The sequence below is a fragment of the Streptomyces sp. NPDC058240 genome (assembly GCF_042882135.1).
Classification (GTDB): Bacteria; Actinomycetota; Actinomycetes; order Streptomycetales; family Streptomycetaceae; genus Streptomyces.
In genome coordinates this window covers 237,007-262,975 of record NZ_JBHVWT010000007.1, presented here as the reverse complement: position 1 = coordinate 262,975, position 25,969 = coordinate 237,007, and the positions used below count along the sequence as shown (strand labels likewise).

Sequence of the window (25,969 nt, the reverse complement as noted above, 5' to 3'; positions counted from 1 at the left end):
GGGCTCAGGTCCACGGGTCGTCCCTCATCGCCGCGGGGGCGACGGTCCAGGGGTCGTCCGCCTTCGCGGTACGGACGACGGTCCAGGGATCGTCGGCCTTCCCCGACGGGGCGCTCGTCCAGGGGTCGTCCGCCACCGTGCTCGCGGCGGCGTTCGTGCCGGACCACCGCGCGGCCGACCCCATCGCGTTCGAGGCGCCCATCGTGCCGGCCACCGCGAGGAGGAGGACCGCTCCGGCCGCGATGCGGCCCGCCGGGAGGGCCTTGGCCGAGGGGGTGACGAGCTTCATGATGTCCTCCTGTGACGAATGCGGCGGCGCTGCGGGCCCTTGCCCCGCGGTGTGCCATGAACGTTACGGAGACCCCTTTTTGAGACTCTTTCGAATCGCTTTCGCGGCCACGAAATCGAACCGAGGTCGAGGGGAAAGCCCAGCTCAGTAGTTTCTTCCGCAGACGGCCCGGCGATCGGAACGGGGCTGCTGAACGGGGGAGAGCCGCATGGACCTCAAGATCCTCGGACCCGTGTCGGCCGAGCTCGACGGCCGCGCGGTCGCACTGGACGGCAGCAAGCAGCGCACCGCGCTCGCGGCCCTGCTGCTCGCCCACGGCAAGGTCATGCCCGACGAGCGGCTGACCGCCCTGCTGTGGGGCTGGGACCCGCCGGCCACCAGCACCAACCAGCTCTACACCTACGTATCGCGGCTGCGCACCCGCCTGGGCGCCGGCCTCGGACTGGAGCGCCACGGCCCCGGATACCGCATGGACATCGGCGACGCCCGGTTCGACTGGGACATCTTCCGCGGGCTCGCCGACACGGGCCGAGCCGCTCTGCGGGCAGGGCGGTACGCCGATGCCGAGCGCCTTCTCGACGATGCCCTCGCGCTCTGGCGGGGCCCGGCTCTCACCGATGTCACCGAGTACCTCGCCGAGGCCGAGGCCCCCCGTATGGAAGAGGCCCGGCTCTCGGCGCTGGAGAACCACACCGAGGCCGCACTCGCTCTGGGCCGCCACGCCGACATGGTCCCGGGGCTGACCCGGCAGGTGACGCTGCATCCGGTCCGCGAGCGGCTGCGCGGCCAGCTGATGACGGCACTGTTCCGCTGCGGCCGCCAGGCCGATGCGCTCGCCGTGTACGAGGAGGGCCGCCGGGCCCTCGCCGAGGACCTCGGCATCGACCCGGGCCCGGCCCTGCGCACCGTCCACCAGGAGATCCTCACCGGGACGCTGGCGTCCGCGCAGGCGCCGGAGCGGGACCGAACGACATCGGCCGGGCGCCCGTCGCCGGCAGCCGCGCCGCCCCAGCCGTGTGCCGCACCGCCGACGGCCGGGACGCCCTCCCGGCAGGGCGCGGAGACCGGCAGCGGTGGCTGGCAGGGTCTCGTCCCCGCGATGCTGCCTGCCGCGCCCGGCGACTTCACCGGCCGTGCCGCCGAGACCCGGGAGGTACTCGGCGCACTGCGCGACCACCAGGACGTCGTGGTCACCGGGGCGCCCGGCACCGGGAAGTCGGCCCTGGCACTGCGGGCCGCCGAACACTGCCGGACCGGCTTCCCCGAGGGGCAGCTCTACGCCGATCTGCGTACCGCCGACGGCGGCCCCCGCGCGCCCGGAGAGGTACTCGGCTGGTTCCTGCGCGCCCTCGGCGTCGTACCGGAACAGCTTCCTGCGACACCGGACGAGCGGGTCCAGCTCTACCGGACCCTGCTGGCCCGGCGACGGATGCTGATCGTGCTCGACAATGCCTCCGACGACACCCAGGTGCGCCCGCTGCTGCCGGGCGGCGGCGGGGGGAGCCGCACCGTCGTCACCGGAGTCGGCTCCCCCCTGGCCTCGCTCGAAGGCACCCGGCTGGTCCGGCTGGGCCCCATGGAACCCGCCGAGGCGAGCGCCCTGCTGGCCGCCGTCGTCGGCCCGGGACGACTTGCCGAAGCCCCCGAAGCGGCCGCCCGTATCGCCGAGTTCTGCGACCGGCTGCCGCTCGCCCTGCGCATCGCGGCAGCCCGGCTGGCGGCCCACCCGCACTGGCCGGCTACGCGACTGGCCGACCGGCTCGCCCCGGAGGGGCGCCGGCTGGGCGAACTGCGGATCGGCAGCCTCGACGTACGGACCGGGCTGAGCGTGGCCCTGTCGCTGCTGGACCGGCGTACCAGGCCCGCGTTCGGCCTCCTGGCGCGGACCGGTCTGTCCGCGCTGACGGCCGGTGACGCGGCGGCGCTGCTGGGCACCGAACCGGACGAGGCGGAGGAGTTGCTGGAACGACTGGCCGACGCACGGCTGCTGGAGGCCTGGAGCGTCGCCGGTGACGCACGGCTGCGTTACCGCTTCATGCCACTGGTGGGGCTGTTCGCAAAGGAGCAGTACCCCGCGTCCGTGCCCGTGCCCGAGCCCACGCTCGCCGCGGCATGAGATCTCTTCTTCCTGTCTGCTCGTTCGTGCTTTCCCCGGCTCGGGGGGGGGGGGGGGGTTTTTGCGGTGGCTTTTTTATCTTGGGGCTTCCCTCCCCCACGGCATGTCCGCGAGAGATATGAGGGGCAGCTGTGAGTTCCACTGCGCGCTATGACTTCGACACCGTCGTCGACCGCCGGGGCACCTGGTGCGTCCAGTGGGACGGGGTGGCGGACCGGTTCGGGGTGGACGGGCTGCTGCCGTTCACCATTTCCGACATGGACTTCGAGACCGCCCCGCAGGTGCTGAGCGCACTGCGCTCCCGTCTCGACCACGGGGTGTTCGGCTACACGGACTGGCGGCAGGACGACTTCCGCTCGGCGATAGCCCACTGGTACGCGACCCGGCACGGCACGGAGGTGGACACCGGGCAGCTGGTGTACGGGCCCTCCGTGCTCAGCCAGCTCTCGCAACTGCTGCAGATGTGGACGTCGCAGGGCGAGGGCGTGGTCGTCCACACCCCCACCTACGACGGTTTCCGCAAGGCGATCACCGGGCTCGGGCGTGAGCTGCGGGGTGTGCCGGTGGGGGACCGGGCCGCGCTGGAACGCGAGCTCGCCCGCCCCGACAGCAAGGTCCTGGTCCTGTGCTCGCCGCACAATCCGACGGGCCGGGTGTGGACGGAGACCGAGCTGGGCGAGATGGCGTCGCTCGCCGCGCGGTACGGGGTCGCGGTGATCAGCGACGAGATACACGCGGACTTCGTGCACGAGGGGCATGCGCATGTGCCGTGGACCCGGGTCGCGGGCGACGGGCGCTGGGCGCTGGTCACCTCCGCGTCGAAGGCGTTCAACTTCCCGGCGCTGACCGGTTCGTACGGGCTGATCGGCGATCCGGCCGACCGGGCGGAGTTCCTGCGCCGGATGGAGACGGCCGAGGGACTCGCCTCCCCGGCGGTGCTGTCGCTGACCGCGCACATCGCCGCGTACCGGGAGTCGGAGGCGTGGCTGGACGCGCTCCGGGGGTATGTCGCCGGAAATCTGGCGCTGGTCGCGCAGCGGCTGAACGAGGCGTTCCCGGAGCTGGGGTGGCAGCCGCCGCAGGCCGGCTACCTGGCCTGGATCGATCTGCGGCCCGCGGGCGTCGACGACGACGAGGCCTTGCAGCGGGTGCTGGTCGAGCAGGAGAAGGTCGCGGTGATGCCGGGCGGTGTGTACGGGGCGGAGGGCTTCGTGCGGCTGAACGTGGGGTGCCCGCGCTCCAAGGCGGAGGCCGGGGTGGATGCGCTGATCCGGGGCGTACGCGCGGTGACGGCGCGGGCGTCGTAGGGTCTGCCGCCATGGATGTGTTCGAAGCCGCGCACGACGGCGACCTCGCCGCGGTGCGGGCCGCCCTGGACTCCGGATTCGATGTCGCCGCGGTCGATGAGCAGGGGTGGAGCCTCCTGCACCGGGCCGCGACGGGGGCGGAGGCGGACCCGGCCCGTGCGGCCTCCGTCCTCGCCGCGCTGCTGGACGCCGGAGCGCCCGTGGAGCATCCGGGCGGTGACGGGCGCACCGCCCTCTACCTCGCCGCCGAGTTCTCGCAGTCGCCCGAAGCCGTCGAGCTGCTGATCGCCCGCGGGGCGGACCCCGACATCACCGACGGCCATGGCAACCACGTCACCGTCAACGCCTGGGCCCCGGAGGTCGCCGCGCTCCTGGCGGCCGCCGCCGGAGTCGGGCCGCCGGCACCGGACGAGCCGGGGTCCGCGCCGGAGCGGAAGCTGTCGCGGGCGGAATGGCGCGCGGCGAAGAAGCGGATCGGTGCGGTGCTGGCAGGGCTGGACGCGGCGGGGTTCGTCGCCCTCGCCGACGCCGGAACCACCCAGTCCGACGGCTTCGACGACTGTTCCGAGGCCGCCGGGGAACGGGGCCGCGGCCCGGACGGCCTCGTCGGGTTCTGCTACTACACGCGCCAGGACGCCGCACGCGCCCGGAAGACGGGACACCTCCTCCTGGCGTTCTGGGGCGCACCGGACGGCAGCACCCGGAAGATGGAACACGCCGGTGAACTCGTCGTCCGGGCGTTCCGCGGAGCCGGCTTCCCCGTGGACTGGAACGGTGCGGGCGACAGCCGCCCCTCCGTCGATCTGACGGGCTGACTTCGTCGGCCGGGCGCCCCCCGCCCGATGGCCTTCCCGGCACGGAGCGGGGATGCTGCTCGTATGCCTGACGCAGCCGAGACGGGAGCCATCCGCGTCGCCTCCGCCACCGGACGCTGGGTCGTCCTCACCACCGTCCTCGGCTCCAGCATGGCCATGCTGGACTCCACCGTCATCAACGTCGCCCTGCCCCGGATCGGCAAGGACCTCGGCACCGACCTGGCCGCCCTCCAGTGGACCGTCAACGCCTACATGCTGACCCTCGCCGGGCTGATCCTCCTCGGCGGCGCCCTGGGCGACCGGTACGGGCGGCGGCGGGTCTTCGTCGTCGGCGTCGTCTGGTTCGCCGCCGCCTCCGTGCTGTGCGGCCTGGCACCGAACGCCGCCGTCCTGATCGCCGCCCGCGCCCTCCAGGGCATCGGCGGGGCGCTCCTCACGCCCGGTTCGCTGGCCCTGATCCAGGCGAGCTTCCACCCCGACGACCGGGCCCGCGCGGTCGGGCTGTGGTCGGGGCTCGGCGGAGTCGGGGCCGCGGTCGGGCCGTTCGTCGGCGGATGGCTCGTCGACGGGCCGGGCTGGCGGTGGGTGTTCCTGCTCAACGTGCCGCTCGCCGTGGTCTGCGTGCCGGTGGCGCTGCGCCACGTACCGGAGTCGCGCGACCCGCACGCACACGGGCGCTTCGACGTGCTGGGTGCCATGCTCGGGGCCCTCGCCCTCGCCCTGGTGACCTACGCGCTGATCGAGGCGCCGGGGCAGGGGGCGTCCGGCGTGGTGATCGGGGCGGCCGTCGGCGGGGTCCTGCTCGGGGCGGTCTTCGTACGGGTGGAGCGCACCCGGGCGGAACCGATGCTGCCACCCTCGGTCTTCGCGTCCCGGCAGTTCACCGTCGTCAACATCATCACCCTCTGCGTGTACGCGGCGCTCGGCGGCTACTTCTTCCTCGCCGCGATCCAGCTCCAGGTGGTGGCCGGGTACTCGGCGCTCGGCGCGGGCACGGCGCTGCTGCCGACGACGGTCCTGATGCTGCTCTTCTCGGCCGCCTCGGGCGAACTGGGGCAGCGCATCGGGCCCCGTATCCCGCTCACCGCCGGCCCGCTGGTCGCCGCCGCGGGAATGCTGCTGATGCTGCGGGTCGGGCCCGGATCGAACTCCGTCTCCGGCTACCTCACCGATGTGCTTCCCGCGGTCGCCGTCCTCGGCGTCGGACTCGTCACCATGGTCGCCCCGCTCACCGCGACCGTCCTGGCCTCCGTGGACACCGCACGGGCCGGTCTCGCCAGCGGGATCAACAACGCGGCCGCCCGCGCCGCGGGGCTGATCGCGGTGGCCGCGCTGCCGCTGCTCGCCGGAATGGGCCCGGAGGCCTACCGGAACCCCGACGAGTTCGCGGTGACCTTCCGCCGGGCCATGCCGATGTGCGCCGGGCTGCTCGTGCTGGGGGCGGTGATCGCCTGGGCGACGGTACGCAGACCCCCGGTCGCGGCCGACGAGGAGGAGCAGGCGCGGCCCGAGTGCACGGTGCACTGCGGTATCGCCGCCCCGCCCCTGGAGCCCGTGCACGAGAAGGAGGAGAACCCGGGCGCGAGCTGACCGCCCGAGCTGGCCGCCGGCCCGGCGCCCGGGTACCCCCGGCACGCATGTGCCAGGCACACTTGAACCCATGTCGATCCACGAGAACCTGCTCGGGGGCCCTTCCCCGACCCACCTGCCCGACGACCCGGAGCCGCGCGAGCTGCTCGCGAACGGCACGGCCCCCGCCGATGTCGCCGCGAAGTACCCGACCTCCTCCCTGGCCTGGGCACAGCTCGCCGACGAGGCGTTCGACGGCGGCCGCGTCATCGAGTCGTACGCCTACGCCCGCACCGGCTACCACCGCGGCCTCGACGCACTGCGCAGGGCCGGCTGGAAGGGCCACGGCCCCGTACCGTTCGAGCACGAGCCGAACCGCGGCTTCCTGCGCGCCCTGCACGCCCTGGCGCGGGCCGCCCGGTCGATCGGTGAGCAGGAGGAGTACGAGCGCTGCTCGACGTTCCTGCGCGAGTCCTCGCCGACCGCCGCCGAGACCCTCGGCTAGGGTCTTTCGTTTGGATCGAGAGGCCCTAGAGCTTTCCGCCGGACCCCGCGGACAGGTGGTACGTCCGCGGGGTCTGCGCACTCCTGGGACGTCCGTCTAGGATGCCGGCAGGGGACCGGAGCTCCATCACCTCACGGAAGGGGCGGACCGCTACCCGGAAGCTTGTGTCGAGGAGACAGCAATGTCGACGATCCACCCCGACCCCGAAGCCACCGGTGCGCAGACCCCGCACCTCGACTTCGCGGGAACGACTCCGTACGAGGACTACGTCCAGGCGGATGTCCTGACCCATCTCCAGCACCCTCGCTCCGACGATCCGGGCGAGATGGTCTTCCTGGTCACCACCCAGGTCATGGAGCTGTGGTTCACCGTCATCGTCCACGAGTGGGAGACCGCCGCGCACGCCCTGCGCGAGGACCGGCTGACCGTCGCACGCGACGCGCTCAAGCGCTCGGTGCGGGAGCTGGAGGCGCTCAACGCCTCCTGGACCCCGCTCGCCCAGCTCACCCCTGCCCAGTTCAACTCCTACCGCTCCGCCCTCGGCGAGGGCTCCGGATTCCAGTCGGCGATGTACCGGCGGATGGAGTTCCTGCTGGGCGACAAGTCCGCGTCCATGCTCGTGCCGCACCGGGGCGCGCCCCGCGTCCACGCCGAGCTGGAGAAGGCGCTCGGCGAGCCGAGTCTGTACGACGAGACGCTCGCCCTGCTCGCCCGGCGCGGGTTCGCCGTGCCGCAGGCCGTGCTCGGCCGGGACCTGGCGCAGAAGTACGAGCCGTCCTCCGAGGTCGAGGCGGTCTGGGCGGAGATCTACGCCGACCCCGAGCGCCACGACGAGCTGGTCCGGCTCGGCGAGGCGCTCACCGACGTCGGCGAACTGGTGTGGCGCTGGCGCAACGACCATCTCGTCGCCACCCGGCGCGCGATGGGTTCGAAGACCGGGACCGGCGGCTCCGCCGGGGTCGCCTGGCTGGAGAAGCGGGCCACGAAGAACGTCTTCCCCGAGCTGTGGACGGCGCGCAGCCATGTCTGAGACCTTCGCCGCCATGTCCGGGACCCTCGCCGCGCGGGCCGCGGCACTCGATGCCGCCGATCAACTCGCCGATCTGCGGAAGCTGTTCGCCCTCGACGACGGGGTGTACCTCGACGGCAACTCGCTCGGCGCGCTGCCGCGACACGTGCCCGCCCGGGTGCACGAGGTCCTCACCCGCGAGTGGGGCGAGCTGCGCATCCGGTCCTGGGGCGAGAGCGGCTGGTGGACCGCGCCGGAACGGATCGGTGACCGGATCGCCCCGCTCGTCGGGGCCTCCGCCGGGCAGATCGTCGTCGGTGACTCGACCAGCGTGAACGTCTTCAAGGCCGTCGTCGCGGCCACCCGGCTGGCGCCGGAGGGGCGAGACGAGATCCTCGTCGACGCGACGACCTTCCCCACGGACGGGTACATCGCCGAGTCCGCGGCCCGGATGACCGGTCACCGGCTCGTCCCGGTCGCCCCCGCCGAGGTGCCCGGCGCGCTGGGCCCCCGTACCGCGGCCGTCCTGCTCAACCATGTCGACTACCGCACCGGCAGGCTCCACGACCTGCCCGGACTCACCGCCGCCGTGCACGCGGCGGGCGCCGTCGCGATCTGGGACCTGTGCCACAGCGCGGGCGCCCTGCCCGTCGGCCTCGACGCGCACGGCGTGGACCTGGCGGTCGGCTGCACGTACAAGTACCTGAACGGCGGCCCCGGTTCGCCCGCCTACATCTACGTCGCCGAACGCCACCAGGCGGCCTTCGACTCACCGCTGCCGGGGTGGACGTCGCACGCCGACCCGTTCGGCATGACCCCCGCGTACGCCCCGGCCGACGGCGCCGTACGGGGCCGGGTCGGCACCCCCGACATCCTCTCCATGCTGGCGCTCGAAGCCTCGCTCGACGTGTGGGACGGGGTGTCGGTCGAGGCGGTACGGGCCAAGTCCCTGGCGCTGACGGACTTCTTCCTGGAGTGCGTCGCCGGGTACGTGCCCGAGGGCCGGGTCACCTCGGTGACCCCGGCCGCGCACGCGGAACGCGGCAGCCAGGTCGCGCTGCGCTGCGAGGACGCGGAGCCGGTGATGAGCGCGCTCATCGCGCGGCGCGTCGTCGGGGACCTGCGCCGGCCGGACGTGCTGCGGTTCGGATTCACGCCGCTGTACGTCGGTTTCGCGGACGTGGAACGGGCGGCGCGGGCGCTGGCCGAGGTGCTGGCGTAGGGCCTCTCGAAAAACCGTCGGCGGGCCGGGAGCTCCGGGCGGGTCAGGGCGCTGTCGGCGCCCGGACCCGCCGCGGGCGCGGCCAGGATGTGGTGCGACGGCAGCGGACGACGGGGGTACACCACATGATTTTCGACATCGGCCGCGACGAGGGCGGCCCCGTCCCCACCGTGCCGCCGCCCGGCTGGGTGCGGGCCTCGCGCACGGTCCTGTCCGGCGTGGTGCGACGGCCGGACGACCTGCGCGTACTGTGCGAACAGGGCTTCCCGCAGGGCCCGTTCCGGATGGCCCCGCCCCTCGCGGCCGAGGACTGCGCCGTGGAACGGTCCACGCTGGTGCACCTCGGCGACGAAGTGGGGGTCGTGGAGCGGGAGTTCGGCGAGCTGCTGCTCTTCGGGGCGGTCCAGGGCTGGTACCTCTTCCTGCACCTCGGTGACGGCACCGTGCACGCCTTCCCGGACGAGATCGCACTCTGTCCGGGAGATTTCCGCCTGGTGCACGCGGATCTCTCCTCGCTGCGGCACCTGCTCGGCCTGCTGCACCGGCGAAAGCTCCGGGTGGCGCGCGAGTGCACGGGCGGCGACCAGCGTGCGCCCTACGCCGAACTCGCCCGGTTCGCCGACGGGGTGCGGGCCGAGTTCGACGGCGCCGATCCCGCGGTCTTCTCCGAGGACAGCCCCTGGACCTACTTCTTCGGTGATCTCCAGGGCGGTCTGTACGGGGCGTACTACTACCGGCTGGAGCGGGAGTGAGACCGGGCGGTCCGCCGCCGGGGGACGGGAGCCTTCCGTACTGGTACCGTCCCCGCAGGTCAGGCCAGTTGGGCACAGCTACAGGACGGTTGGAGCAGCATGTCGGATTCTGCCGCGCGTGATCGGGACGCAGCCGAGACCGAGTCGGCCCTCTCGCATCCACCGGTCGCGCCCGACGCATCCGCCGCCTACGGCAGCCACCCCGACCAGCTGATCGACTTCTACGCCCCGCGCGACGGGCGGACCGGGGCGCCGGTCGTGGTCGTCCTGCACGGCGGGGCATGGCGGGCGCCGTACGACCGGCAGCATGTGTCGCCGTTCGCGGACTTCCTGGCCCGGCGCGGATTCGCCGTCGCCAGCGTCGAGTACCGACGCGGCAGCGAGATCCCGCAGCAGCGGGGGGCCGGTCCGGTGGCGGGCCGTTGGCCGGAGACCTTCGACGATGTCGCCGCGGCGATGGACGCGCTGCCGGCGCTGCTGGCCCGGGAACTCCCTCAGGCCGATGCCCGGCGGATCGTCGTCACCGGGCACTCCGCGGGCGGGCAGCTGGCCCTGTGGGCCGCCGCCCGGCATGTACTGCCCGAGGGCTCGCCGTGGCGGCTGCCCGCGCCGCCGCAGCTGCGGGGCGTCGTCGCCCTCGCGCCGATCGCCGACTTCGCCACCGCCGTCGGGCTGGACGTGTGCTCCGGGGCGGTCGGTCAATTCCTCGGCCGCGAGGAGGACTTCGGGGAGCGGGCGCCGCACGCCGACCCGGCCGTGCTGCTGCCCACCGGCATCGCCACCACCGTGGTGCAGGGCACCACCGACTTCGATGTGCCGCAGGCGGTCGCGGAGGCGTTCGTCGACGCGGCGGCGAAGGCGGGCGAGACGGTGGGGCTGACCCTGCTGCCCGATGTCGGCCACTACCCGCTGATCGACCCGGCGGCGGACGCGTGCGCGGTGGTGGCGGAGGAGCTCGCACAGCTGGCCTGGTGAGGGCGGGGACGGCGGTGCGGAGGAGTCCGTAGTACTTGCGACGGACGGCACAGGATCCGTATCACTGCTGACGACCGGGCCCCGGCCCGCCCTCTACCGTGGAAGCGTGACCGAGACCAAGAGCAGAAGTCCGGAGTACCGGATGGCCGCGGGTGCGATAGGCGGCCTCCGGCAGGCCCTCTTCCACGATGCGTTCGCCTACCGCCCGATGCCGCGGCTGCGGATCGACGGGCCGGTGATCCGTCGGCTGCCGAAGCGGGTGCGGGCGCGTGCCACCTGGGCGCCGCACGCGATGGTGGTGCTGGCCGCGCTCGTCGTCTTCCTGACGGGGGCCTCCCGGACGAGCTTTCCGCCCGCCGAGGTGATCGCGGCGCTCCCGGCCGTCTGCGTCGTGATGACACTGGTCAGACCGGTCGGGGCGTTCTGGATGTCGCTCGCGTCGACCCCGGTGACCGCGGTGCTCGGCGGCAACGGGTGGCCGTGGGGGCCGAGCACGTTCTTCGCGCACCTGGTCGTGCTGGTCGTCGTCGCGGTCAGGACCGGGCCGCGCACCGCCGCCTGGATGTGGGGCCTGACCGTACTGCTCGGCACGTTCATGGAGAACGCCGTCTGGCGCTCCGGGACCACCACCGTGAGCATGGCGCTGACCTCCGCGTTCGCCCTGCTCGTGGTGGCCATGGTGCAGATCCGCCGTGACGCGGAGCGCGAGGTGACCGTGCAGCGCACCGTGACCGCCGTCGAACGCGACCGGCGCACACTGCTGGAGGAGCGCACCACCATCGCCCGTGAACTGCACGACGTGGTCGCCCACCACATGTCGGTCGTCGCGATCCAGGCCGAGGCCGCCCCGTACCGGGTGGAGAATCCGCCGCCCGAGCTGGAGCAGGCCTTCGTCACGATCCGGGAGAACGCCGTCGCCGCCCTCACCGAACTGCGCCGGGTCCTCGGTGTCGTACGGGCCGAGGACTACCAGGCGCCGGACGCCCCGCAGCCCACCCTCGCCCAGCTCGACGGGCTCCTCGCCAATGTGCGCGAGGCGGGCCTGGAGACGGAGAAGACGATCACCGGTGCGGTGCGTGAGCTGCCGCAGGGGGTCGAGCTGTCCGCGTACCGGATCATCCAGGAAGCCCTCAGCAACACGCTGCGGCACGCACCGGGCGCATCCGCCAAGGTGGAGATCGGCTATGTGCTGGGCGGGCTCGGTCTGCGGGTCGTCAACGGGCCGCCCACCGGTCCGGTGAAGCCCTCGCCGGGGGCCGGTCACGGGATCACGGGGATGCGGGAACGGGTCACGATGCTGAACGGCGACATGACGGCCGAGGCTACGGGCGAGGGCGGATACGAGATCGCCGCGTTCATCCCCGTGCAGGCCGATCCCGAGTCCCAGGAGCAGGACGGGACACGCGGGGCCGGGCCGGTCGGGTTCGGGAAGACGGAGCGGGCGGAACAGGCGGACCGAGCATGAGCACCCCCACCACCCCGCCCATCCGGGTGCTGATCGTGGACGACCAGATGATGGTCCGCGAGGGCTTCTCGGTGCTGCTCAACGCCATGCCGGGGATCGAGGTCGTCGGCGAGGCGGTCGACGGACGGCAGGCCATCGCGCAGGTCGCGGCCCTGCGCCCCGACGTGGTCCTGATGGACATCCGGATGCCCGAACTCAACGGCATCGAGGCCACGCGCGAGATCGTCGCCGCCGACGCGGACGCCAAGGTACTGGTGCTGACCACCTTCGACCTCGACGAGTACGTCTACCAGGCGCTGCGGGCCGGGGCGTCCGGCTTCCTCCTCAAGGACGCCTCCGCGCGCCAGCTCGCCGACGGGGTACGGGTGGTGGCCGCCGGTGAGGCGCTGCTCGCCCCGACCGTCACCAAGCGGCTGATCAACGAGTTCTCGAAGCTCGCGGAGTCCCCGCGCTCGCCCGCCCTCGCCCGGATCGGCGACCTCACCGAGCGCGAGACGGAGGTGCTCGTCCTCATCGCGCAGGGCCGGTCCAACGCCGAGATCGCCTCGCATCTGGTGGTCGCGGAGTCCACCATCAAGACGCATGTGAGCCGCATCCTGGTGAAGCTGGGACTGCGGGACCGCACCCAGGCGGCCGTCTTCGCGTACGAGGCCCGGCTGGTCACACCGTCCTGAGGTGCCCGGGGCGACGGTTCCGCGCGCAAGCGTGCGCTTGCGCGCGGGGTGGGTGGTCGGCGGCGGTGGGGTGCGGTTAGCGTCCGCCTATGCACCCGTCTCCCCGTTCCGCGGCCGATGCCCCCTTCGCCCCCTGGTCCCCGGCCTTCGTCGCCGACCCGTACCCCGCCTACACCGCGCTGCGCGCCACCGGCCGGGTACACCGCTTCGAGCCGACCGACCAGTGGCTCGTCCCGCACCACGCCGATGTGTCCGCGCTGCTGCGCGACCGTCGCCTGGGGCGCACGTATCTGCACCGCTTCACCCACGAGGAGTTCGGCCGCACGCCGCCGCCCGCCGCGCACGAGCCCTTCCACACCCTCAACGGGCAGGGGATCCTCGACCTGGAGGCCCCCGACCACACCCGGATCCGGCGCCTGGTCTCCAAGGCGTTCACCCCGCGTACGGTCGAGCAGCTCGTCCCGACCGTGCGGCGGCTGGCCGCCGAGCTGGTCGACTCCTTCGTCGAGGCGGGCGGCGGCGATCTGCTCACGGCGGTCGCCGAGCCGCTGCCGGTGGCCGTCATCGCCGAGATGCTCGGCATCCCGGAGTCCGACCGGGCCCCGCTGCGGCCCTGGTCCGCGGCGATCTGCGGAATGTTCGAGCTGAACCCGTCCGAGGAAACCGCCCGCGCCGCCGTCCGCGCCTCGCTCGATTTCTCCGCGTATCTGCGCGAGCTGATCGAGGAGCGGCGCAGGAACCCCGGTACGGATCTGATCTCCGCGCTCATCGCCGCCCACGACGAGGGGGAGCGGCTGAGCGAGCAGGAGATGATCTCCACCTGTGTGCTGCTGCTGAACGCCGGCCACGAGGCGACCGTCAACACCACCGTGAACGGCTGGTGGACCCTGCTGCGCCACCCCGAGCAACTGGCCGCCCTGCGCGCCGACCACGGGCTGCTGCCGACGGCGATCGAGGAGCTGATGCGGTACGACACCCCGTTGCAGATGTTCGAGCGCTGGGTCCTGGACGACATCGAGATCGACGGCACCGTCATTCCGCGCGGTTCGGAGGTGGCCCTGCTCTTCGGCTCCGCCAACCGCGACCCGGCCCGCTTCACCGCCCCGGACACCCTGGACCTGGCCCGGCGGGACAACCCGCACATCACCTTCGGGGCGGGCATCCACTTCTGCCTGGGCGCCCCGCTGGCCCGGGTCGAACTGGCCGCGTCCTTCGGCGAGCTGCTGCGCCGCGCCCCGGACCTGCGGCTTGCGGCCGAACCGGAGTGGAACCCGGGCTATGTGATCAGGGGCCTGAAGGAACTCCGCGTGGAGCTGTGACGAGGCCGCGGGTCGGGACTTCGATGCGCCGGGCGTCCGACTGCCCGGCGCTCAGCATCCCGGCCCACAGGCCGGGGGCGGTCCCTCCAGTACGTCGAAGGCCACCCCGAAGCCGGTGAGGGCGGCGAGCACCGCCGCCGCCCCGAGCGCCCGCCGCCACTTCCGCCCCGCGAGGGCGACGAGGACGAGCCCGGCCGTGATGCCGCCGAGCGCCATGACCGGCAGCCCGAGCCAGAGCACGTTCCACTCCGTCGCGCCCTCGAAGCCGCCGAAGATTCCGCTCCTGCCGTACGGCGCCCAGGCGAGCGTCCCGGCGGCCCCGCCCGCGGCGACGACCAGGCACCCGGCGATCCCGCGGACGGCTTCGCTTCGGTTCTCCATGAACGGGGTGACGCAGGGGCACCGCGCTGAGGTTGCATCTCGCGTCGAGCCTGCACCTGGCCGGGAGTCCCTGCACCTGGCCGGGACTCCCTGCCCCCACGTCACCGTCAGGTCAGGACATCGCGCCTGCGCAATGCCCCCACCCCGGCCCCGACCAGCACCGCCGCGACGGCGGTGAGCGCGAGCACCGGGCCCCATTCCATTCCCGTGCCACCAGGCAGCTTCGGCAGATGCGTGAACGGTGACACGTCCATCACCGCCTGCGGCATGTCGACGGCGGGCCCGAGCCACCCCAGCGCCAGACAGATCCCGGCGACGCCCCAGGCCGCCACCGCCGCCTTCGGGAACGCCCCGTACAGCAGGACCGTCACCCCGCCCAGCAGCCAGATCGCCGGCAGCTGTACCAGCGACGCACCCAGCACGGCCGGGAGTTCGTGGCCGTAGCCGGCGGCCAGGCCGAGGCCACCGGCCACCATGAGGAGGGCCGCGCCGCCGAACGCGATGACCAGATGGCTGGCCGCCCACCCGATCCGGCCCACTCCGCCCGCCAGCACCGGCTCGGCGCGGCCGGCGGTCTCCTCGCCGTGCAGCCGCAGCACCGACGCGACGATGTGCAGCGCCGCGACCATCCCGAGCACGGAGACCATCGCGGCGAGGAACGCATCGGTCAGACCGGCCTGTCCGCCCATCCGCTCGAAGATCTCCCTGGTCTTCGCGTTGTCACCGACGAGATCGGCCGCTCCGCCGGTCAGTCCGCCGAAGGCGACACCGACCACGGCGAAGGAGAGCGTCCACCCGGTCAGCGCACCGCGCTGGAGCCGCAGCGCGAGACCGAACGCCGTGGAGATCCGCCCCTGCGCGGGCCCCGGTCTCGTCGCCAGGAAGCTCATGCCGACATCGCGCCGCCCGGCCAGGCCGTACGCGAGGACGGCCTGGACCGCCACGGCCGCCGCGAAGACGAGCAGCACCCACCAGCGCTCGTCCGCGTACGCCCGTACGCTCTCCGCCCAGCCGATGGGGGAGAGCCAGGTCAGCACGGAAGAGCCGTCGTCCGCCGCCGAGTCGCCCGCCGCCTTCAGGACGAACGCGGCACCGATCACTGCTGCGGTGAGCCCCTTGGCGAGCCGGGCGCTCTCGGTGAACTGCGCGGCGATCGCGGCCGTGCAGGCGAACAGCACACCCGTCCCGGCGACTGCCAGGGCGAGCGCCAGTGCCCCGGCGCCGCCCGCGCCGGACCTCGCCAGGCCCGCCGCGATCACCAGCGCCAGTGCCGCGTTCGCGATCACCGCGGTGAGCAGCGCTGCGGTCAGCGGGGCGCGGCGTCCCACCATCGCGGAGGAGAGCATCTCCTGGCGGCCGGTCTCCTCTTCCTCCCTGGTGTGCCGGATGACGACGATCAGGCTCATCACGGCCGCCAGCACCGCTCCGAAGGCGGCCATCCGCCAGCTCACGAGCCCGCCGACCGAGTCGTCGAAGACCGGTCCGTACATCGCCCGGAGGGAGCTGTTGCCGTTCATCGACGCGGCGAGTTCGGCGCGCTGGGCGGTGGTGTCGTACAGCGAGGCGATGGAGCCGCCGACGGAGGAGAAGGAGCCGCCGAGGGCGAGCACCCAGATCGGCAGCATGATCCGGTCGCGCCGCAGCGCGAGCCGCAGCAGGGTCCACGTCCCGGCGAGCTGCCCGGTTGCGGCCCTGGTCCGGCGCCGGGTGCCGGCCGGGGCGGTCGTGGTCACGGCAGTCATCGCGCCGCCACCCCCGCGCCCTCGTCGCTGCCGGGCGCGTCCGTCGCGCTCGCCGTGTCCGTCGTGTCCGCCGCGTCCGTCGTGTAGTGGCGCAGGAACAGCTCCTCCAGCGTGGGCGGGGTACTGGTCAGCGTCCGTACGCCCGACGCGGTGAGCGACTTGAGCACGGCGTCCAGCTTGTCCGTGTCGACCTGGAGCGTGACCCGCAGGCCCTGGACGTCGAGGTCGTGGACGCCGGGCAGACGGTCGAGCCCGGCGGGCGCTCCGGCCAGCTCGGCGCTGATGTTCGTACGCGTCAGGTGGCGCATGTCCGCCAGTGAACCCGTCTCCACCGTCCGCCCCTGGCGGATGATGCTGACCCGGTCGCAGAGCGTTTCGACCTCGCTGAGGATGTGGCTGGAGAGCAGGACCGTCCGCCCGCGCGCACGCTCCTCGGCGACGCAGTCCTGGAAGACCTCCTCCATCAGCGGGTCGAGTCCGCTGGTGGGTTCGTCCAGGATCAGCAGATCTACATCGGAGGCGAAGGCGGCGACGAGAGCGACCTTCTGGCGGTTGCCCTTGGAGTACGTACGCCCCTTCTTGGTCGGGTCGAGCTCGAACCGGTCGACGAGGTCGGCGCGTCGGGCCCGGTCGAGGCCGCCGCGCAGGCTCCCGTACAGATCGATCACCTCGCCGCCGGAGAGGTTGCGCCACAGCGTGACGTCACCCGGGACGTACGCCACCTTCCGGTGGAGCTCCACCGCGTCGCGCCACGGGTCGCGGCCGAGCAGCTGGGCGGCGCCGGAGTCGGCCCGCAGCAGACCCAGCAGCACCCGGATGGTGGTGGACTTCCCGGAGCCGTTGGGCCCGAGGAAGCCATGGACCTCGCCGGCCTCGACGGTGAGGTCGAGGCCGTCCAGCGCGTGTGTCCGACCGAACGACTTGTGCAGTCCGGCCACCGTGATTGCCTTCGTCATGTTTTGAACGTACGCTACTTTCATGAATTTGTGAAGTTAAGGAAGCGTATAAAGTTGACGTCATGGCGGGGGCCGGGAAAGCAGGGGAGACGATCGGGCGATGACCAGCGAAACCGAACAGAGCATGCGCTCCGGGCGTGACGCGGAGGCCGTGTCGCGGTTCGTGGAGCGGTTCGCGTCCGACATGACCGAGGCGGGGATGCAGCGGATGGCGTCCCGGGTCTTCGCCGCGCTCCTGGCGGACGACGACGGCTGCATGACCTCCGCCGAGCTCGCCCTGGCGCTGCAGATCAGCCCGGCGGCCGTGTCCGGTGCGGTCAACTACCTCACGCAGGTCAGCATGGTCGGCCGTGAGCGCGAGCCGGGCTCGCGCCGCGACCGTTATCGCGTGCACGACGAGGTCTGGTACACCACCTTCGTCAGCCGCGACCGGGTGCTGACCCGCTGGGAGAACACCCTCAAGGAAGGTGCCCGCACCCTGGGCGAGGACACCCCGGCCGGTGCCCGGCTCATCGAGACGGCGGCGTTCTTCGAGTTCCTGCAGGACGAGCTGGGCGGGTTGATGGACCGCTGGCGCGAGCACCGCAAGACGCTCGACCTCCCGTCCGGCGATGGGCGCGCGGACGCCTGACGGGCACGCGGGGCCCGGCCGCGTGGTCCGGCGTCCGGTCCGGCCCCCGTGCCCGGACGCTATCCCTCCGCCACCGGCAGCATCAGTCCCCAGGCCCCCGCCCGCACCGTCCAGGTCCGCGTCCGGACCGGGCCGCCGACCTGTATGTCCGCCCGGTAGCGGAAGTCCGCGCCCGAGACCGTGACGGCCTTCGCCTCCGTCGTCTCCGGGTCGGCCGCCGGCGGGCGGATCACCACCTCCGCCAGGCCCCCGTCGCCGCCCTGCGAGGTCACGGTCACCGATTCGACCGGGCGGTCCAGATCGTTCAGCAGGACGCCGTCGGCCTCGACCCGCAGCCGGTGCGTGGGCGGCGGGGCGGCGGCGGGCGTCGCCGGGGTGGGGCGCACCAGCGTGCGGACCAGGTTGCGGCAGGTGTCCCAGACCGCGGTGACCCCTGTGTGCGCGGCCGCCGCGCCCGACAGCGTGCTCAGGGCCGGGATGTGCAGCGCGCCCAGGACCACGCCGTCGCTGTCGTCGACCAGCAGGTCGAGCCTGCGTACGGCACCGTCCAGCGCGGTGCGCGCCGCCGCCACCGCGCCCATGGGCACGCCGAGCGAATGGGCGAGTTCCAGCGCGGCCGCACTGCCGACCGGGATCAGCGAGAGCACGCTCCCGGCCGGCTCCCGTTCCCGGTGCAGCTGGGCCACCGCCCGCCGCAGCGCGCGGTCGTCACCGACCACCACCGGCCGCCGACTGCCCCGGCGGGACAGGGCACGGGCGAATTCCTCGGGCCCGTCGGGCAGGCAGATCTTGGCGTGCGAACCGGCGCTCAGCACGTCCTTCGCGATACGCACGGACTCGCCGTCGGTCCGGCGGGCGACCGGGTCGATGACCACCAGCAGCTGGTGCGCACCGTCGCCGGGGGGCTGGGCAGCCGACACCTCGGTCCTTCCTCGGGTAGCATCTTGGTGCAAGAGCCCCTTGCGCTATTGCGCCAGGGGCTTCGTCTATTCCGGGGCACCCGGTTCGACGGTTCAGGCCTTGTCGTACATCGTCGTACGGCATGTACGACGTTTACGTACGCCCCCTGACCTTGGACATGCCCCGCCCGGAAGGGGTGTACGCCTGTGCCCGCACTTGTGCTGCTCGGTGCTCAGTGGGGTGACGAGGGCAAGGGAAAGGCCACCGACCTCCTCGGTGGATCCGTGGACTATGTGGTGCGTTACCAAGGCGGCAACAACGCCGGCCATACGGTGGTCGTCGGTGACCAGAAGTACGCACTGCATCTCCTCCCCTCCGGAATCCTTTCGCCGGGGTGTACCCCGGTCATCGGAAACGGTGTCGTCGTCGACCCGGCCGTCCTGCTCTCCGAGCTGAGTGGGCTGAACGACCGCGGCGTGGACACGTCCAAGCTGCTGATCAGCGGCAATGCCCATTTGATCACCCCGTACAACGTCACGGTCGACAAGGTGACGGAACGGTTCCTCGGGAAGCGCAAGATCGGCACGACCGGTCGAGGCATCGGCCCGACGTACGCCGACAAGATCAACCGGGTGGGCATCCGCGTCCAGGACCTCTACGACGAGTCGATCCTGGAGCAGAAGGTCGAGGCGGCCCTGGAGCAGAAGAACCAGCTCCTCGCCAAGGTCTTCAACCGGCGCGCGATCGAGTCCGGCAAGATCGTCGAGGAGATGCTCCAGTACGCGGAGCAGATCAAGCCGTACGTCGCCGACACGACGCTGATCCTGAACGACGCCATCGACGCGGGCAAGGTCGTCCTCTTCGAGGGCGGTCAGGGCACGCTGCTCGACGTCGACCACGGCACGTACCCCTTCGTCACCTCCTCGAACCCGACCGCGGGCGGCGCCTGCACCGGTGCCGGCGTGGGCCCGACGAAGATCAGCCGGGTCATCGGCATCCTCAAGGCGTACACCACTCGCGTCGGCGCGGGCCCGTTCCCCACGGAGCTGCTCGACGAGGACGGCGAGGCGCTGCGCCGGATCGGTGGCGAGCGCGGTGTCACCACCGGCCGTGACCGTCGCTGCGGCTGGTTCGACGCGGTCATCGCGCGGTACGCGACCCGGGTCAACGGTCTCACCGACTTCTTCCTCACCAAGCTGGACGTGCTGACCGGCTGGGAGCAGATCCCGGTGTGCGTGGCGTACGAGATCGACGGCAAGCGCGTCGAGGAGCTCCCGTACAGCCAGACCGACTTCCACCACGCGAAGCCGGTCTACGAGATGCTGCCGGGCTGGTCCGAGGACATCACGAAGGCCAAGACCTTCGGTGACCTGCCGAAGAACGCGCAGGCGTACGTGAAGGCGCTGGAGGAGATGTCCGGCGCCCCGATCTCCGCGATCGGTGTCGGCCCCGGCCGCACCGAGACCATCGAGATCAACTCCTTCCTCTAGGAGGCAGGACGGGGGAGGGCCGGGACGCACTGTTCCGGCCCTCCCCTGTTCCGTTCTCACTCCTCGCCTTTCATTCCTCGCCGCAGATCCGCAGCCCCTTCGGCGTCGCGCACGACAGGTGTCCGTGTGTCCGGATCACGTCCTGGCCGTTGCCCCGGCTCAGATGGCCCAGGAAGCCGGAGGCCAGGGAGTCGGTGGGCGTTCGCCCGCCGTTCGCCTACTGGTCCAGACCTTGACAGGTCCAGGCCATTGGGGCTTGAGTGGCGGGACGTCCAGACGGCCCGCTGAGGTGTTCGGCGTGCCCTGCCGATGGAGTGAGCAGCGCTGAAACCCATCAAGAGCCTTCTGATCGTGCTGGGTTCCGTCGTTGCGACGGCCGCCTTCCTCCCCTCCGCCTCCGCCTCCGTCGCCGCGGATCCGGCCCCGAAGTGCGCGCCCGTGTGGAGTTCGCCGACCGCCTACACACAGGGCGGCACGGCCGCGCACCACGGCCGCAACTGGACGGCCAAGTGGTGGACGCAGAACGAGAATCCGGGTGCCACGACCGTCTGGGCCGACCAGGGGGCCTGCACGGGCGGGGTCTCGGACTTCGTCATCGGCGAGGCGCAGTTCGACGAGATCTTCCCGGACCGCAACCCCTTCTACACGTACCAGGGCCTGATCGACGCCCTGCACGCCTACCCGCGCTTCGCGAACATCGGTACGCCGACCACACGGGCCCAGGAGGCCGCGGCGTTCCTGACCCACGCGGACTTCGAGTCGGTCGGGCTCCAGTACGTGAAGGAGATCAACGAGGCCAACTACTGGCGCAAGTGCGACTACAGCCAACCGTATGGCTGCCCGGCAGGACAGAAGGCCTACTACGGCCGGGGTCCGATCATGTTCAGCTGGAACTTCAACTACAAGGCCGCGGGCGACGCGCTCGGCCTCGATCTCCTCAACAACCCCTGGCTGGTCGAGCAGGACCCGTCCATCGCCTGGCAGACGGCCCTTTGGTACTGGAACACCCAGAACGGCCCCGGCACGATGACCTCGCACGAGGCGATGGTCGGTGGTGCGGGATTCGGTGAGACGATCCGTTCGCTCAACGGCTCCCTGGAGTGCGACGGCGGGAACCCCGCCTCGGTCGCCGCCCGGGTCGCCAAGTACGAACGGATCACCGGCATCGGCGGTACGGCGCCGGGCTCCCGGCTGGGCTGCTGACGGCCCGCCGCCGGGCCGGCCAGGTCCGGCGTTCCGCATGCTGGACGGGGTCGGAGTTTTTCCTTCGGCTCCGTCCGTGCTGCGCCGCATGATCCGGATGAACTCTGTCCGGAATTCCCCCTGTTGGGGGCGGGGTCGGCGGTGCGAATGCGCCGTCGGTCCGCCTGTGAACGCTCCGTCGGGAAGGGGTCCCCCTGTTGGTCCAGACCTTGACAGGTTCAGACCAGCAGCGCTTGAGTGACCGTCAACCCCCCATGGCGGTGCACCGGCCGGCTCGTTGCGCCGCACCGAAGGAGTGATCGCATGATCAGACGCATCATGGGCCTGCTGGCCGCGCTGGGCGCGGTCGTCGCAATGGTCGTCGTTCTCCCCGCCACCACCGCCGCGGCAGCCGACTGCGCGGCACCCTGGAACTCCTCGTCCGTCTACACCGGCGGCGGGTCGGCCTCCTACAACGGACACAACTGGACCGCCAAGTGGTGGACCCAGAACGAGACCCCCGGCAGCTCCGACGTCTGGGCGGACCAGGGCAGTTGCGGTGGTGGCGGTACGGACCCGGGCACCCCGTCCGGCTTCGTCGTCAGCGAGGCGCAGTTCAACCAGATGTTCCCGAACCGGAATCCGTTCTACACGTACAGCGGACTGACTGCGGCCCTGAGTGCCTACCCGGGCTTCGCGAACACCGGGAGCGACACCGTCAAGCGCCAGGAAGCGGCGGCATTCCTCGCCAACGTCAGCCACGAGACGGGCGGTCTGGTGTACGTGGTCGAGCAGAACACGGCCAACTACCCGCACTACTGCGACAGCAGCCAGCCCTACGGCTGCCCGGCCGGCCAGTCCGCGTACTACGGCCGCGGGCCGATCCAGCTCAGCTGGAACTTCAACTACAAGGCCGCCGGTGACGCCCTCGGCATCGACCTGCTGGGCAATCCGTACCTGGTCGAGCAGGACGCCTCGGTCGCCTGGAAAACCGGCCTCTGGTACTGGAACACCCAGAACGGCCCCGGCACCATGACCGCCCACAACGCCATGGTGAACGGTGCGGGATTCGGCGAGACGATCCGCTCCATCAACGGCTCCCTGGAGTGCAACGGCGGCAACCCTGCCCAGGTCCAGAGCCGTATCGACCGCTACCAGGCGTTCGTGTCGATCCTCGGCACCACACCCGGCTCCAATCTGAGCTGCTGACCCGCATTCCGCGGATCCGCGGTTGTGGGACCCCACCCGACGGGGGCGTGTCCGGCCGGTCCGGACACGCCCCCTCTTCGGTTCACCGGGCGGTGTCCGCTCCGGTGACGTCCAGGGCCCGGAAGGCGAGCCACAGGTCGTAACGGGCGCTGGGCGCCTGGAGCAGTGAGCGGCCGAGCACCGATTCGAGCCGGGTGAGACGTTTGCGGACCCCCGGTACCGAGATGCCCAACACCTCGGCTGTCGGGGTGAGTTGGGCCTCGCAGCGGAGCCAGGCGCGGAGGGTGTCCCGCCGGTCCGTGGTGCTCCTGGGAGTGTCGGGTTCGGTGAGCGGGCGCAGTTGCTGGGCCGCCCATTCCCGTACGGCCGGGGCGCGCAGGATGTCGTCCAGGCCGAGGGGCTGCCGAGTCTTCTTCTCGTCCCGGCGGGCCCTCGCGGTCCCGGTGGGGGTGGCGCGGATGCGCAGAGGGCGCCCGCCACCTGGTGTGCGATGGACAGCTGACCCGTCATGAGCAGATGCAGCACCGCTTCCCGGCTGCGGGACTCCGCGAGGTCGACGCGGCGCCGCTTGCGTTCCACGGCCTCCGCGGCCCAGCACATGGCGAGCGGCATCGCCACGTCGGAGAGCAGGGTGGCGAGCCCGTCCGGCAGCGGGCGCGTTGTGACCACGGCGAGGATCGGGGCGGCGGCGTCCGGCGGGCCGTCCAGCGGGAACAGCAGCGCGGTGTGCGGGCCCCGGTCGAAGGCGAAGGAACGCGCGTCGAGCCCCGACAGGCCCTTCGCGTACTCACCCGCCATCGCTGCCGACTCGACGCCCGTACCGTCCGCGCTGCGGGTCACGCCGTGCAGCACGGTGCCGTCCCCGTCGAGCAGCCCGGCCCAGCCGGCCGCCCGGCCGGACACCCAGTGCAGAAGTTCCCGGGACCCGCCCGACCGGGCCAACCGGTACATCCGCAGTACGTCATCGGCCCGTTCCCGCGCGTGCACAGGTCCTCCACTCCTGCCCAAAAACCGGAATGCAGGCTACCGGTTTGATTGTGCGGACTGATACCTGCCACGGCCCACACAGTGCGAATTGAAGCTTCCGGGTACCTACCCGAGGACCTAGAGTCCGAACACGGTTGCGGCACTCTCGGGGGAGGGGTAGGGGGCGACAGCAGCGGCTCACGGGGGTGGCCGCTGTCGCGTCGGCCGCAACCGTTCTTCTTCTTCCGTTGTCAGTGGCGGCCCCTAGTGTCGGCTCACGATCACGACCGTGATCGGAGTCGACCGGGAGAGGCCGTCGCCATGGAGTTCCGCATTGAGCGCAGCGCACTGACCGATGCCGTGGCCTGGACCGCCCGGGTGCTGCCCACGCGCTCACCCGTTCCGGTGCTGGGCGGGCTGCTGCTGGAGGCGGCCGACGGCCGGCTGCGCATCTCGGGGCTGGATTACGAGGCGTCCGCCCGTATCGAGGTGGCGGCGGAGACCGTACGGGCCGGGAAGGTGCTGGTCATGGGCCGCCGACTGCTCGATGTCTGCCGGGTGCTGCCCGAGAGGGTGGTGGAGTGCGCGGTCGAGGGCTCACGGTTCTCGCTGGCGAGCGACGGCGCCCGGTTCGGCCTCTCGGTGCTGCCGTTCGACGACTACCCGGCGCTGCCGTCGTTGCCGGAGGTGCTCGGTGAGGTGGACGCGGAGGAGTTCGCGGCGGCCGTCGCCCATGTAGCGGTGGCGGCGGGCCGGGACGACACGCTGCCGACCCTGACCGGCATCCGGCTGTCCCTGGACGGCGACACGATGACGCTCGCCGCCACGGACCGCTACCGGTTCGCGGTGCGCACTCTCACCTGGAAGCCCGGCGCGGCCGGTGGCGCGGACGGTGTCCCGGTCGATGTCGTGGTCTCCGCCCGCAGGCTCACCGAGATCGCCCGCTCCTTCGGTCGGGGCGGCATGGTCCGGCTCGCGCTGGACGGCGGCTCGGCCGGTTTCGAGCTGGCCGGGATGCGTACGACGGTGCGTCTGCTCGACGGCCGACTGCCGCGTCACGACAAGCTGTTCGCGATGACCGGCGCGGTCACGGCGGAGACGGACCGGGCGCCCCTGGTCGAGGCCGTCAAGCGGGTCGCCGTGGTCGCGGAGGGCGGCAGCCCGCTCCACCTCGCCTTCTCCGAGGGCTCGGTGCTGCTCCAGGCGGGCTACGAGGACGACGTCGCCTCCCAGCGACTGCCCGCCGTCCTGGAGGGCGCCGACGAGCTGACGGTCGCCTTCAACCCCGCGTATCTGATGGATGCCCTGGGCTCGTTCGGCACCCCCGTGATCAGGTTCGAGCTGATGGGCCCCGGCCAGCGGGCGATGGTCACCGGCCGGACGCCCGGGGCGGACGCGGAGGACTCCCGCCCCGCCCACCAGCACCTGCTGATGTCGGCCAAGCCGCTGGTCTGAGGGGTGTGTCCCTCCGGGGCGGCAGCCCGGGAGGAATGGGCCGTACGCGCCCCGCTTGGCAGGATCGGCGCCATGAACTCTGTGCGGTGGAGCACCCATGTGGTCGAGATCCGCGGCGACGACGTGACGAAGCGTTACCGGAAGGGCGACGCCCGTGCTCTGCTCGACCGTGAGTGGCGGGCCCTGACGCTGCTGGACGCTCATGCGCCGGGCCTCGCCCCCGCACCGATCGCCGTCGATCGCGACGCCGTTCCGCCGACGGTGGTGATGTCACGGGTGCCGGGGGTTCCGTTGCGGGGATCTCCGGTGGACGCGGCGCGGATGGCGGCGATGGCCGCGACGCTCGACGCGTTGTACGCGGCGGTCCCGTACGACCGCCTTGCCCGGGTGCCGATGCGTCCGGACCACCAGGCCGGGCTGATCGCCCGGCTGCGCACCTGGCACGGTCGGGGGCCGGGACCGGCTGCCGGAGCGGTGGTACGGGCGGCGCTGCGCGAGGGCATGGCCTGGCTGGACCGGTCGGGCCTCGCCGCCGGGCCGGACGTCCCCGGTGCACCGGTCTTCGGCCCCGGCGACGGGAACCTCGCCAACTACCTCTGGGACGAGCACGCTTCCCGGGTACGGGTGGTCGACTTCGAGGACTCCGGCCGCAGCGACCGCGCCTTCGAACTTGCGGAGATCACCGAGCATGTCTCCGGCTGGGTCGACGGAGGTTTCGACGCCACGGCCTTCCTCGACTGTTTCGATCTGACCGCCGAGGAGCGCAGCCGTCTGCGGGAGTGCCGTCGTCTGCTCGCGTTGACCTGGTTGTTCATCCTCTCGTTCGAAGATCCCGCGCATCGCAGGAACCCGCCCGGTACGGCTGAGGGACAGGCGGGCCGGCTGCGTGAGCTGCTGGGCTGACCGGCGCGGGCGGAGGACGGCGGGTACGGGTGCGGGGGGGGGGGGGGGGGGCCCCCCCCCCCCCCCCCCCCCCCCCCCCTCTCCCCCCCCCCCCCCCCCCCCCCCCCCCCCCCCCCCCCCCCCCCCCCCCCCCCCAC

24 protein-coding genes are annotated in these 25,969 nt (G+C 72.3%); 18 read left to right on the top strand and 6 right to left on the bottom strand.

What is annotated here, in order from left to right:
- Positions 1-4: 4 nt before the first annotated feature.
- Positions 5-289, bottom strand: a complete 285-nt coding sequence (locus ACFVX4_RS16215) for a hypothetical protein (protein WP_389976994.1) — start codon at positions 287-289, stop codon at positions 5-7.
- A gap of 208 nt (positions 290-497) precedes the next feature.
- Between ACFVX4_RS16215 and ACFVX4_RS16210 the strand changes: the two genes are divergently transcribed.
- The 12 genes from ACFVX4_RS16210 to ACFVX4_RS16155 all read left to right on the top strand — a co-directional run bounded on the left by ACFVX4_RS16210 (position 498) and on the right by ACFVX4_RS16155 (position 14,017).
- On the top strand, positions 498-2,405 hold the full coding sequence (locus tag ACFVX4_RS16210) for a BTAD domain-containing putative transcriptional regulator (protein ID WP_389976991.1): 1,908 nt from the start codon (positions 498-500) through the stop codon (positions 2,403-2,405).
- Positions 2,406-2,536: 131 nt separating this feature from the next.
- Positions 2,537-3,712 (top strand): MalY/PatB family protein, encoded by a 1,176-nt coding sequence (locus ACFVX4_RS16205; RefSeq protein WP_389976988.1) that lies wholly within the window; start codon positions 2,537-2,539, stop codon positions 3,710-3,712.
- An 11-nt stretch (positions 3,713-3,723) separates the two neighbouring features.
- The gene (locus tag ACFVX4_RS16200) at positions 3,724-4,527 is read left to right on the top strand and encodes an ankyrin repeat domain-containing protein (RefSeq protein WP_389976985.1); all 804 of its coding nucleotides are present in this window, start codon (positions 3,724-3,726) and stop codon (positions 4,525-4,527) included.
- Between the two features lie 63 nt (positions 4,528-4,590).
- Positions 4,591-6,117, top strand: coding sequence for an MFS transporter (locus ACFVX4_RS16195; RefSeq protein WP_389976982.1), 1,527 nt, complete (start codon positions 4,591-4,593; stop codon positions 6,115-6,117).
- A gap of 70 nt (positions 6,118-6,187) precedes the next feature.
- Positions 6,188-6,601: a DUF3151 domain-containing protein gene (locus tag ACFVX4_RS16190; protein ID WP_389976979.1), complete on the top strand. Its 414-nt coding sequence runs from the start codon at positions 6,188-6,190 to the stop codon at positions 6,599-6,601.
- 181 nt (positions 6,602-6,782) lie between these two features.
- Positions 6,783-7,631 (top strand): tryptophan 2,3-dioxygenase family protein, encoded by an 849-nt coding sequence (locus ACFVX4_RS16185; RefSeq protein WP_389976976.1) that lies wholly within the window; start codon positions 6,783-6,785, stop codon positions 7,629-7,631.
- A complete protein-coding gene (gene kynU / locus ACFVX4_RS16180) occupies positions 7,624-8,832 on the top strand; it encodes a kynureninase (protein ID WP_389976973.1) in 1,209 nt (402 codons plus the stop codon). Before ACFVX4_RS16185 ends, kynU begins: the two co-directional genes overlap by 8 nt.
- A 125-nt stretch (positions 8,833-8,957) precedes the next feature.
- Positions 8,958-9,584, top strand: a complete 627-nt coding sequence (locus ACFVX4_RS16175; protein ID WP_389976971.1) for an SUKH-4 family immunity protein — start codon at positions 8,958-8,960, stop codon at positions 9,582-9,584.
- Positions 9,585-9,683: 99 nt separating this feature from the next.
- On the top strand, positions 9,684-10,559 hold the full coding sequence (locus tag ACFVX4_RS16170; RefSeq protein WP_389976968.1) for an alpha/beta hydrolase family protein: 876 nt from the start codon (positions 9,684-9,686) through the stop codon (positions 10,557-10,559).
- 142 nt (positions 10,560-10,701) lie between these two features.
- Positions 10,702-12,024 carry a sensor histidine kinase gene (locus tag ACFVX4_RS16165; protein WP_389977052.1) on the top strand — a complete coding sequence of 441 codons (1,323 nt, stop codon included), beginning with the start codon at positions 10,702-10,704 and terminating at the stop codon, positions 12,022-12,024.
- Positions 12,021-12,698: a response regulator transcription factor gene (locus ACFVX4_RS16160; RefSeq protein ID WP_266417374.1), complete on the top strand. Its 678-nt coding sequence runs from the start codon at positions 12,021-12,023 to the stop codon at positions 12,696-12,698. Before ACFVX4_RS16165 ends, ACFVX4_RS16160 begins: the two co-directional genes overlap by 4 nt.
- Before the next feature lie 89 nt (positions 12,699-12,787).
- Positions 12,788-14,017, top strand: coding sequence for a cytochrome P450 (locus ACFVX4_RS16155; protein ID WP_389976965.1), 1,230 nt, complete (start codon positions 12,788-12,790; stop codon positions 14,015-14,017).
- A gap of 51 nt (positions 14,018-14,068) precedes the next feature.
- On the opposite strand, the gene ACFVX4_RS16150 is transcribed toward ACFVX4_RS16155, so the two are convergent.
- The 3 genes from ACFVX4_RS16150 to ACFVX4_RS16140 form a co-directional block, all read right to left on the bottom strand.
- Complete coding sequence (locus ACFVX4_RS16150) at positions 14,069-14,398, bottom strand: hypothetical protein (protein ID WP_389976963.1); 330 nt, start codon at positions 14,396-14,398, stop codon at positions 14,069-14,071.
- Positions 14,399-14,505: 107 nt separating this feature from the next.
- Positions 14,506-16,140 (bottom strand): ABC transporter permease, encoded by a 1,635-nt coding sequence (locus ACFVX4_RS16145; protein WP_389976960.1) that lies wholly within the window; start codon positions 16,138-16,140, stop codon positions 14,506-14,508.
- Positions 16,137-17,096 carry an ATP-binding cassette domain-containing protein gene (locus ACFVX4_RS16140; RefSeq protein ID WP_389976957.1) on the bottom strand — a complete coding sequence of 320 codons (960 nt, stop codon included), beginning with the start codon at positions 17,094-17,096 and terminating at the stop codon, positions 16,137-16,139. Before ACFVX4_RS16140 ends, ACFVX4_RS16145 begins: the two co-directional genes overlap by 4 nt.
- A gap of 100 nt (positions 17,097-17,196) precedes the next feature.
- Between ACFVX4_RS16140 and ACFVX4_RS16135 the strand changes: the two genes are divergently transcribed.
- Positions 17,197-17,727 carry a GbsR/MarR family transcriptional regulator gene (locus ACFVX4_RS16135; protein ID WP_389976954.1) on the top strand — a complete coding sequence of 177 codons (531 nt, stop codon included), beginning with the start codon at positions 17,197-17,199 and terminating at the stop codon, positions 17,725-17,727.
- Between the two features lie 59 nt (positions 17,728-17,786).
- Here ACFVX4_RS16135 and ACFVX4_RS16130 read toward each other — a convergent pair whose 3' ends face one another.
- Positions 17,787-18,647, bottom strand: coding sequence for a diacylglycerol kinase (locus ACFVX4_RS16130; RefSeq protein ID WP_389976952.1), 861 nt, complete (start codon positions 18,645-18,647; stop codon positions 17,787-17,789).
- Between the two features lie 186 nt (positions 18,648-18,833).
- On the opposite strand from ACFVX4_RS16130, the gene ACFVX4_RS16125 reads away from it, so the two are divergent.
- The 3 genes from ACFVX4_RS16125 (at position 18,834) to ACFVX4_RS16115 (ending at position 22,508) form a co-directional block, all read left to right on the top strand.
- A complete protein-coding gene (locus tag ACFVX4_RS16125) occupies positions 18,834-20,117 on the top strand; it encodes an adenylosuccinate synthase (protein WP_266417391.1) in 1,284 nt (427 codons plus the stop codon).
- A gap of 351 nt (positions 20,118-20,468) precedes the next feature.
- On the top strand, positions 20,469-21,320 hold the full coding sequence (locus tag ACFVX4_RS16120) for a glycoside hydrolase family 19 protein (RefSeq protein ID WP_389976949.1): 852 nt from the start codon (positions 20,469-20,471) through the stop codon (positions 21,318-21,320).
- Positions 21,321-21,623: 303 nt separating this feature from the next.
- The gene (locus ACFVX4_RS16115; protein WP_385325961.1) at positions 21,624-22,508 is read left to right on the top strand and encodes a glycoside hydrolase family 19 protein; all 885 of its coding nucleotides are present in this window, start codon (positions 21,624-21,626) and stop codon (positions 22,506-22,508) included.
- Positions 22,509-22,590: 82 nt separating this feature from the next.
- Here ACFVX4_RS16115 and ACFVX4_RS16110 read toward each other — a convergent pair whose 3' ends face one another.
- Positions 22,591-23,106: a helix-turn-helix domain-containing protein gene (locus ACFVX4_RS16110; RefSeq protein ID WP_389976946.1), complete on the bottom strand. Its 516-nt coding sequence runs from the start codon at positions 23,104-23,106 to the stop codon at positions 22,591-22,593.
- Between the two features lie 689 nt (positions 23,107-23,795).
- On the opposite strand from ACFVX4_RS16110, the gene dnaN reads away from it, so the two are divergent.
- Positions 23,796-24,929, top strand: coding sequence for a DNA polymerase III subunit beta (gene dnaN / locus ACFVX4_RS16105; RefSeq protein ID WP_389976943.1), 1,134 nt, complete (start codon positions 23,796-23,798; stop codon positions 24,927-24,929).
- 72 nt (positions 24,930-25,001) lie between these two features.
- Positions 25,002-25,832 carry a phosphotransferase family protein gene (locus ACFVX4_RS16100; protein ID WP_389976940.1) on the top strand — a complete coding sequence of 277 codons (831 nt, stop codon included), beginning with the start codon at positions 25,002-25,004 and terminating at the stop codon, positions 25,830-25,832.
- The last annotated feature ends 137 nt before the right edge of the window (positions 25,833-25,969 follow it).

Bases quoted from the DNA above. Each gene is read 5' to 3' on its own strand.
- ACFVX4_RS16215 (WP_389976994.1), bottom strand. From the start codon at position 289: ATGAAGCTCGTCACCCCCTCGGCCAAGGCCCTCCCGGCGGGCCGCATC.
- ACFVX4_RS16115 (WP_385325961.1), top strand. From the start codon at position 21,624: ATGATCAGACGCATCATGGGCCTGCTGGCCGCGCTGGGCGCGGTCGTC.
- dnaN (WP_389976943.1), top strand. From the start codon at position 23,796: ATGGAGTTCCGCATTGAGCGCAGCGCACTGACCGATGCCGTGGCCTGG.
- ACFVX4_RS16140 (WP_389976957.1), bottom strand. From the start codon at position 17,096: ATGACGAAGGCAATCACGGTGGCCGGACTGCACAAGTCGTTCGGTCGG.
- ACFVX4_RS16195 (WP_389976982.1), top strand. From the start codon at position 4,591: ATGCCTGACGCAGCCGAGACGGGAGCCATCCGCGTCGCCTCCGCCACC.
- ACFVX4_RS16190 (WP_389976979.1), top strand. From the start codon at position 6,188: ATGTCGATCCACGAGAACCTGCTCGGGGGCCCTTCCCCGACCCACCTG.
- ACFVX4_RS16165 (WP_389977052.1), top strand. From the start codon at position 10,702: ATGGCCGCGGGTGCGATAGGCGGCCTCCGGCAGGCCCTCTTCCACGAT.
- ACFVX4_RS16135 (WP_389976954.1), top strand. From the start codon at position 17,197: ATGACCAGCGAAACCGAACAGAGCATGCGCTCCGGGCGTGACGCGGAG.
- ACFVX4_RS16175 (WP_389976971.1), top strand. From the start codon at position 8,958: ATGATTTTCGACATCGGCCGCGACGAGGGCGGCCCCGTCCCCACCGTG.
- kynU (WP_389976973.1), top strand. From the start codon at position 7,624: ATGTCTGAGACCTTCGCCGCCATGTCCGGGACCCTCGCCGCGCGGGCC.
- ACFVX4_RS16210 (WP_389976991.1), top strand. From the start codon at position 498: ATGGACCTCAAGATCCTCGGACCCGTGTCGGCCGAGCTCGACGGCCGC.
- ACFVX4_RS16100 (WP_389976940.1), top strand. From the start codon at position 25,002: ATGAACTCTGTGCGGTGGAGCACCCATGTGGTCGAGATCCGCGGCGAC.
- ACFVX4_RS16170 (WP_389976968.1), top strand. From the start codon at position 9,684: ATGTCGGATTCTGCCGCGCGTGATCGGGACGCAGCCGAGACCGAGTCG.
- ACFVX4_RS16150 (WP_389976963.1), bottom strand. From the start codon at position 14,398: ATGGAGAACCGAAGCGAAGCCGTCCGCGGGATCGCCGGGTGCCTGGTC.
- ACFVX4_RS16200 (WP_389976985.1), top strand. From the start codon at position 3,724: ATGGATGTGTTCGAAGCCGCGCACGACGGCGACCTCGCCGCGGTGCGG.
- ACFVX4_RS16145 (WP_389976960.1), bottom strand. From the start codon at position 16,140: ATGACTGCCGTGACCACGACCGCCCCGGCCGGCACCCGGCGCCGGACC.
- ACFVX4_RS16160 (WP_266417374.1), top strand. From the start codon at position 12,021: ATGAGCACCCCCACCACCCCGCCCATCCGGGTGCTGATCGTGGACGAC.
- ACFVX4_RS16185 (WP_389976976.1), top strand. From the start codon at position 6,783: ATGTCGACGATCCACCCCGACCCCGAAGCCACCGGTGCGCAGACCCCG.
- ACFVX4_RS16155 (WP_389976965.1), top strand. From the start codon at position 12,788: ATGCACCCGTCTCCCCGTTCCGCGGCCGATGCCCCCTTCGCCCCCTGG.